Annotated in this window: 9 protein-coding genes; all 9 read left to right on the forward strand. The window is 48.7% G+C overall.

What is annotated here, in order from left to right; genetic code table 11:
• The first annotated feature begins 85 nt into the window (after positions 1 to 85).
• The 9 genes from Q0372_RS05330 (at position 86) to Q0372_RS05370 (ending at position 7,669) form a co-directional block, all read left to right on the forward strand.
• Positions 86 to 1,018, forward strand: a complete 933-nt coding sequence (locus Q0372_RS05330; RefSeq protein WP_298103450.1) for a DMT family transporter — start codon at positions 86 to 88, stop codon at positions 1,016 to 1,018.
• A gap of 161 nt (positions 1,019 to 1,179) precedes the next feature.
• Positions 1,180 to 1,824, forward strand: coding sequence for an acyl-CoA dehydratase activase (locus tag Q0372_RS05335; RefSeq protein WP_298103453.1), 645 nt, complete (start codon positions 1,180 to 1,182; stop codon positions 1,822 to 1,824).
• Entirely contained in the window at positions 1,751 to 1,981 is a 231-nt protein-coding gene (locus Q0372_RS05340) for a 2-hydroxyacyl-CoA dehydratase family protein (RefSeq protein ID WP_298103455.1), read from the forward strand. The genes Q0372_RS05335 and Q0372_RS05340 overlap by 74 nt, the downstream gene beginning before the upstream one ends.
• Positions 1,982 to 2,052: 71 nt before the next feature.
• Positions 2,053 to 2,913 carry a substrate-binding domain-containing protein gene (locus tag Q0372_RS05345; protein WP_298103458.1) on the forward strand — a complete coding sequence of 287 codons (861 nt, stop codon included), beginning with the start codon at positions 2,053 to 2,055 and terminating at the stop codon, positions 2,911 to 2,913.
• A complete protein-coding gene (locus tag Q0372_RS05350; protein WP_298103462.1) occupies positions 2,906 to 3,682 on the forward strand; it encodes a 4Fe-4S binding protein in 777 nt (258 codons plus the stop codon). The genes Q0372_RS05345 and Q0372_RS05350 overlap by 8 nt, the downstream gene beginning before the upstream one ends.
• Positions 3,682 to 4,509 carry a radical SAM protein gene (locus tag Q0372_RS05355; protein ID WP_298103471.1) on the forward strand — a complete coding sequence of 276 codons (828 nt, stop codon included), beginning with the start codon at positions 3,682 to 3,684 and terminating at the stop codon, positions 4,507 to 4,509. Before Q0372_RS05350 ends, Q0372_RS05355 begins: the two co-directional genes overlap by 1 nt.
• A 264-nt stretch (positions 4,510 to 4,773) precedes the next feature.
• Positions 4,774 to 6,324 carry a flavocytochrome c gene (locus tag Q0372_RS05360; RefSeq protein ID WP_298082528.1) on the forward strand — a complete coding sequence of 517 codons (1,551 nt, stop codon included), beginning with the start codon at positions 4,774 to 4,776 and terminating at the stop codon, positions 6,322 to 6,324.
• 245 nt (positions 6,325 to 6,569) lie between these two features.
• Positions 6,570 to 7,010 carry a cytochrome c3 family protein gene (locus Q0372_RS05365; RefSeq protein ID WP_298103465.1) on the forward strand — a complete coding sequence of 147 codons (441 nt, stop codon included), beginning with the start codon at positions 6,570 to 6,572 and terminating at the stop codon, positions 7,008 to 7,010.
• A complete protein-coding gene (locus Q0372_RS05370) occupies positions 7,007 to 7,669 on the forward strand; it encodes a NapC/NirT family cytochrome c (protein WP_298103468.1) in 663 nt (220 codons plus the stop codon). The genes Q0372_RS05365 and Q0372_RS05370 overlap by 4 nt, the downstream gene beginning before the upstream one ends.
• Positions 7,670 to 7,830 lie beyond the last annotated feature (161 nt).

Below are 7,830 nucleotides of genomic sequence, written 5' to 3' on the forward strand. Positions count from 1 at the left end.
CGCCCTGCCCGGTTTCATGGCACTTTCGGGCATGGCGCTCATCATCGTCGCGGGCACACTTGTGGCGAACCGAAAGTAGCGTGCGATGAAACAAAAATTCTACTCCGCGTTTTGGCTGAAACATCTGGGCGTTTATTATATGCTCGTAGCGAGCTTTTATTTCGCGCTAAACGGCGCTTTGGCCAAGGTCATGGCGGAGCGAATGAGCAGCGCCGAGATCGTGTTTTTCCGCAACGTCGTAGGCATCGCGATCGTGCTGTTTTCGCTACGGCGGGGAAAAAATCTGGGGCCGGGCGGCAAGCCGTGGCTACTCGCATTTCGCGGTTTTATCGGCAGCTGCGGTATCTTAGCGACCTTTTACAACATCGCTCACATCGATCTTGGCACCGCTTTTACCTTCCAAAAGACGGCGCCCATTTTCACCGCGCTATTTTCGGCGTTTTTCTTAGGCGAAAAGCTAAGCTCGCGCGGTTGGTTTGCGATACTGCTGGGCTTTGGCGGGATTTTACTCGTCGTGCGCCCGCACATCGGCATCAGCGTAACCGATGCGGTGGGAATTTTCGGCGGCATGTGCGCGGGGCTTGCATACACGAGCGTGCGAGAGCTTCGCAAACACTACGCCACCAACCTCATCGTGCTGGTCTTCGTCTCATCCGCTACCTTTCTAAGCGCGATGATGATGGCTGCGGGCTGGGCGCTCGGTGATAGCGAGGTTAAAATTTTAGGACTTTTCAGCGGGGCAGATTTGGCGAGGCTTGCTTACTTCAACCCGCCAAGCCTTTTTGGCTGGGTGCTCGTGGCGCTTCTGGGCGTCAGCGGGATCTACTTTCAAATTTACATGACGCGCGCCTACGCCGCTTCGCGCAAAGCGGGTATCGTCGCTGCGATCAGCTATAGCGACATCCTATTTAGCATGGCGCTAGGCATTATGCTAGGCGATCACCTACCCGGCCCTATCGTGCTAGCGGGCATCGCGGTGGTAATTTTAAGCGGAATTCTAATCGCCCGCGAGCGCTAAATTTAAATCTAAATTTAAAACCAATTCAAACGCGGCATGAGGCTAAATTTAATCCGCGCCGCTCGCCTGCGCTAAATTTCAGCGATATAAAAGTCTTAAAAAGCTAAGATTGCGCTAAAGTTCTACGGTGTAGAAATATTTTTCGACGGATTTAAAATTTTATGCATTTTATCGGTATCGACATCGGCTCTACCTCGTCAAAGGTCGCCGTTATGGACGAGCGCGGCAAATTTTGCGAGCTATTTTTGCTGCCAAGCGGCTTTAGCGCGGTCAAGGTCGCGCGGCAGATCAAGCAAAATTTAGAGCAAAAAGGTTACGGCGAGGGCTTCGTGACGGCTACGGGCTACGGGCGCGTCAGCGTGGAGTACGCGCAGCTTAGCATGAGCGAAATTTTATGCCACGGCCTTGGGGCGCACTTTTTGTTTGAGCCCGACTGCACCGTAGAGGGCATGGGCGGGCAGGATACGAAGGCGATCAAGATCGAAAACAGCAAGCCCGCGGATTTTATCATGAACGACAAGTGCTCGGCGGGCACGGGCAAATTTTTAGAGATCAGCGCGGGTCGCCTGGGGCTAGAGCTAAGCGAAATTTACAAAACCGCCCGAAAAAATCCCGCGATTAAACTAAGCTCCCATGCACGATCTTTGCCGAGACCGTCCTCGCTAAGTGCAAACAAAGGGCGATCTGGTCGCAAATATCGCCGAGCGCTACCTCAAAATCCCATGCTCGGTGATGTATCAAAACGACGCCAGAGGCGATATTATAAAGGAATTTATCCACGAGTATCAAGCGGACGGCGTCGTTGACGTCGTGGGCTGCCACACCTACGCGACCCCGACAAACAGAATCAAAGAGGCTAGCCGCGAAGCGGGAGCGAACTATATGAGTCTGGAGACTGACTACTCCAAGCAAGACGTCGGGCAAATTCGAACGCGCCTAGAAGCGTTTATAGAACTGCTTTAAGCGGGTAGCTCGAAATTTTAAAATGAAGAATTTTCTAAATTTAAAAACAAGCCAAAGAAAGGAGAGGTTAGATGAAATTTAAAGAAGTAGACGTATCTCGTCGCGGCTTTTTAAAAGGAGCTTTGGCGGCAGCCACCATCGCCGGACCGGAAACGATGCTAGCAGGCTTCAAGCCGTTTAAGCCCGATTCACTGCAGGTTTGGTCGTGCGGAGGACTGTCCGAAGCATTTAACGAGCTAAACGCCGTTTATGAGTCGAGAACGGGGCACAATATCCAGTACACCGGCGCCTTTGCGGGTGCGCTCGGGAAGTCGCTGCTAGCCTTGCAGGGCAAGACGGAGGTTTTCGGCGCCCGCGTTTTGGAGCTCTCTCAAAAACTACGCAAGGCTGGCCTTAGCCTTCGCTTTAGACCGCTGTGTTTTACCGACTACGTCTTAGTGGTGCCGAAAGGAAATCCCGCGGGCATTCGCGATCTGAAGGATCTAGCAGAACCCGGCGTGCGGGTGATGCTGCCGCTAAGGGCTTCGCCTCCGGGTAGCGGACCGGTAAAGGGAATTTTGAAAAATTCCGGCCTTACTGAGCCGGTCATGAAAAATATGATCTCCAACGGAGCGTGCGTTATTACCATGATGTGCGATCTGGTAGATGGCAAGGGCGATGCGTCCATAATCGAAAAGCGCCTAACGACGCACGATAGGTTTAAAGACAAGATCGAATATATGCCTATCGACGAGAAACTCATCCCACCCGGGCCGCTTACCTTTACGCTAAATATCATGAAGTACGTAAAGGATGAGAAGCTTGCCGATGATTTTGCGGACTTCGTCTGTTCCGTGGAGGGGCAGGAAATTTTCGAGCAGCACGGCTTTACCTCCATCCATTCGGCGCGCGGGCTTGAACTCATAGAAAGGTTTGGTGTAAAAGATGTTTAGTATCGTAAATATGGCAAAGATGAAAAAAGTCTCCAGGCTAACTAAAATTCGTCGTTTGGTGCAGCTGATTTTTATCGGCGCGATCGGGCAATGGGCGTATTACGGGATTTTTAGATGCCCATTTATCGTGCCTTTCGTAAACTGCCAATCCTGTCCGATCGTTACGTGCTGGGGGCGGATCGCGACCGTGTTTTTCAGCTTTTGGTTATTTATCCCCGTGCTGGTTATTTTCCTCGGGCGCGCGTTTTGCGGCTGGCTTTGCCCGGGCGGATTCGTCAATCAAATGCTGGGCAAATTTGCCGCTTTTAAGCTTAAGCTAAAAAATAACAGGAAGCTGCGATATGCGCAGATAGGCATGGTTTTAGCTGTTTTGCTTAGCGCAGGCGTGTATTTTATCTACGGCAATCCTCGCGTTATGATCCCTATCCGCACCAGCGACGAGTATCTAAACGCCGTTATCATGTCCTTTAAATTTTCCGACTGGTACTGGGCAGTTCGCACTGCCGTAGTCGTAGGCCTCATCGCCGCATCCTTGATCGTCGCAAATTTATGGTGCCGCTTCGCCTGTCCTAGCGGCGGTATAATGGAGCTGCTGCGTAAAATTTCAATATTTCGCGTTTATAAAACGGATGCCTGCGACAACTGCAACGCCTGTTTGCGCAAATGCGAAATGGGCACTAGACCCGACGAGATGAACTGCACGAACTGCGGCGATTGTATGGACGTTTGCCATGCGGGCGCCATCAAATTTGGAAGGAAAAAAGATTGATGAATTTTTTCGCCAGGCCCTCCTTCGACAACCATCCGTGCTTTAGCAAAAAAGCGTCCGCGAGCTACGGGCGTGTGCACCTTCCCGTAGCGCCGCATTGCAATATCCAGTGCAATTTTTGCAACCGCATCTACGACTGCGCCAACGAAAATCGCCCCGGCGTAACGGGGAGGGTGCAGAGCCCGGACGAGGCCGCGCTATACGTGGAAAATCTATTTAAATTTAGACAGGATATCTCGGTCATCGGTATCGCAGGGCCCGGAGATCCTATGTGCGATGCCGACAAGACCCTAGCGACTTTTGAAAAATGCAAAGCCCGCTTCCCTCACGCCCTACTTTGCCTATCCACAAACGGCCTAGCTCTGCCCGAGCATGTGGACGATATTGTGCGTATCGGCGTGAGCCACGTGACGGTGACCGTTAATGCCGTAACGCCGGGCGTGGGCGGCAAAATTTATGCGTGGGTACGCCACAAAAACAAAATTTATCGCGGCGAAGAGGGCGCTAGAATTCTTGGGGAGCGCCAAGAGGAAGGAATTCGCAAGCTAAAAGAAGCCCGTATGATCGTAAAGATCAATACGGTCGTAATACCTGGCGTAAATATGGATCACGTCCCGCAAATCGCGAAAAAAGCCAAAGAGTGGCAAGCCGATATCATGAACTGCATGGCGATGATCCCCGTGCATGACACCCCTTTTGCAAATATCAAATCGCCCTCAAACGAAGAAATTCGCAGCATGCGAAAGCTAATCGGCGGCTCCATTCATCAAATGACTCACTGCAGCAGATGTCGCGCCGACGCATGCGGCAAGCTTTGCGAGAAATGAAGACCTGCTTTTGCGGGTCTTTTATCCGGCGCAGGATACACGCTCTCATAGCGCACAAAATTTTATGTAGAGATTTAAATTTAGAATTTATCTAAATTTAGAACTAGCAAGCAGCCGATAAGCGGCTTTTTGACAGCGACGCTTTTTTAAAATTTAAAAACAATTTTTAAATAATATTATTTTGCTTTTATTTAACTTTAGATATAATGCCCTCAAAATTAGGCATCTAAAAAAACCGTATAACGGTAAAATAAAGGAGACATCATGGAAAACGTTTCAAGACGTGATCTGCTCAAAATGAGCCTAGTTGGCGCGGGTGCTTTAGCGCTCGGCTCCGTAAACGCAAATGCTGCGGTTAACGCTAAAGACGTCAAATTTGACGAGGAGTGGGACGTAGTTATCGTTGGTTCCGGTTTTGCAGGACTAGCAGCTGGTATCACCGCAGCCGAAAAGGGCAATAAAGTCCTAATCCTAGAAAAGATGGGACGCGTAGGCGGTAACTCCGTAATTAACGGCGGAATTTTTGCCGTTCCAAACAGCGACAAACAAAAAGCAGAAGGCATCAAAGATAGCAACGAGCTATTTATCAAAGACTGCCTAAAAGCCGGCCGCGGTCTAAACCACGTGGATCTCATCGACACCATCGCTACTCGCGCGCAGGACGCATATAAACTAACTCTAAAATGCGGCGCTAAATACATAGATAAAGTTACTCACGCAGGCGGACACAGCGTACCTAGATCGCTTCAAACAGCTAACGGCTCGGGATCTGGTATCGTTCAGCCGATGGTAGAATACTTTAAAAACCTACAAGGCTGTGAGCTAAGACAAAGAGCTAAATTTGACGAATTCGTCCTAGGCGAAGACGGCGGCGTAGACGGCGTGATCATCAGAGAGGATTATAAATTTGATCCAAAGAGCCAGAAAGACGACGCCGAAAACACTACCGGAACTAAAAAGACTATAAAAGCTAAAAAGGGTGTAGTGCTAGCTGCGGGAGGATTTTGCCGCGACGTATTCTTTAGACAGGTTCAAGATCCATCTATCCTACCTACCACAGACAGCACCAACCACCCAGGAGCTACTGCGGGCGCTATGAAAGAGGCCTTTAGGATCGGCGCAACTCCAGTGCAGCTAAGCTGGATACAATTTGGTCCGTGGGCATGCCCTGACGAAAAAGGCTTTGGCGTTGGCTCTATGTTTAACGTAAACGGAAGCTTCCGCTACGGAATTTCAGTAGATCCAAGAACCGGCAAACGCTATATGAACGAGCTAGCAGACCGCCGCACCCGCTCTCAAGCTATGTTTAAAGTAATCGACGCAAAAGCGGATATCTATCCGATCAACTTCTGCGACGCCGAGGGCGTAAAAAATATGGTCATACCTGAGCACTACACCAAACCGCTAGAATCAGGCGTACTAAAGAAATTTGAAACCCTAGACGAACTAGCTGCGGCTTATAAAATCCCTGCCGCAGAGCTAAAAAAGACAGTCGAGAGATATAATAGCTTCGTTAAATCAGGCAAAGACGAAGACTTTGGCAAACCTATGGATAAAACCACCACAAACGGCGTAGATATCTCTAAACCGCCTTTCTACGCTATGCGCGGTACGCCAAAACTTCACCATACCATGGGCGGTATCGATATCAATACCAAAGCTCAGGTTATCTCGCTACAAACAGAGATGCCTATCCCAAGACTATTTGCAGCAGGCGAGATCACGGGCGGCGTACACGGAGCTAGCCGCTTAGGTAGCGTGGCGATCGCAGACTGCCTCACATTCGGTATGATCGCAGGAGAGAATATAGGCTAATTTGCGGCGTCTTTCGGACGCTTTTTGCGGATTTTGTTAAAATTTGACTTGATAGGCTACATGCCTTATCTTCGTCAAATTTTAACTTCAAACCCCCAAAAAATCGCCTCGAAATACTTGCAAATATTATTTTGTATCGCAGGTTAAATTTAAGACTAAATTCGAGAATTCAGCCTGCGATCTTTTTAAATTTAAAGCCGAATTTGCAGTTAAATTTGTAAATTTGACATCCGAAAGGAATTCGCATGAAACATAAAGCGTTTCTCGCCTTGTGCGCGTCTATGCTGCTATGCTCTTTTGCATTTAGCGCAGGAGCCCCAAGCGCAAAGATAACGTCTTTAGCCGATCTTAACGTCACCGACGAGCTGCGAGCCAAACACCCTTTAAAGCCTCATCACGAAAAACTAAGCTTCACCTGCCTTGATTGTCACGAAGGACAAGGAAACGACGCTAGTAAATTTAAATCCATAGGCGATAAAGGCTGTTTGTCCTGTCACGGCGACAAGAAAAAGATAGCTAAAAGACTAGAATACATGGATCTGCTAAAAGCAAATCCCCACAACTCGGTTCACGACGGCCCTACGCTATACTGCGACGAGTGCCACAACGAGCATAAAAAATCAACCAATATGTGCACGGAGTGCCACGAACACGAAGTTCCGCAATGGATGGGGGTAACGCCATGAAAATTTCAAAGAAAGTACTAGCGCTTATTATATTAGTAAGCGGCATTATAGGGTTTTTGGTGGTACTTCCCGTGCATTACGCCCTAGAAGAAACTAGCGGAGAGAAGTTTTGCGTAGTGTGCCACGAGATGGATCCTATGGTTATAGCTTATAGTAACGACGTACATAGCGGCAAAGGTAAAAGCGGAGTAAGGGCTAAATGCGTAGACTGCCACATACCTCACGACAACCTAGCCAAATACGTCCTAGTTAAAGCCAAAAACGGATTGATGGAGGGATATATTCATTTCTTCAAAGACCCGGAGGCTATAGACTGGCATAAAAACAGAGAGAAAAGAGAGCACTTCGTATTTGATAACGGTTGCGTTAGCTGTCATACGAATTTGGTAGACAATAAACTAACAAGCCCGCAAGCTCAAAAGATGCACGCTCACTATAAGAGTCTGCTAAATACCGATAAGCAACTAACCTGCGCTAGCTGTCACGCCGAGGTAGGCCACAGCGGGCTAAACAACATGCTAAACTACTGGAAGCCTGAATACAAAATCTACGAAAAGAAAGCCGCAATCAAAAAAGAAGAGATAAAGAAGGCTTATTTTGGGGAGGATTATGTAGCACCAAAGGTAGAGAACAAAGAGGATAACGTCACCAAAAAGTAGGCTAAAATGAAGAAAATTTTGCTCGTTAGCGACGACGCTCAGATGCAACTAAGTCTCAACGCCGCGCTTTAGCAAGGATCCGGTAAATTTTAAATCAGTAAAATTTCGCGCGATAACGGGAGTTTATCTCCCGTTACGATCTTCGTAAACAGACTATCTCT

Source organism: uncultured Campylobacter sp. (assembly GCF_937997405.1).
Classification (GTDB): Bacteria; Campylobacterota; Campylobacteria; order Campylobacterales; family Campylobacteraceae; genus Campylobacter_B.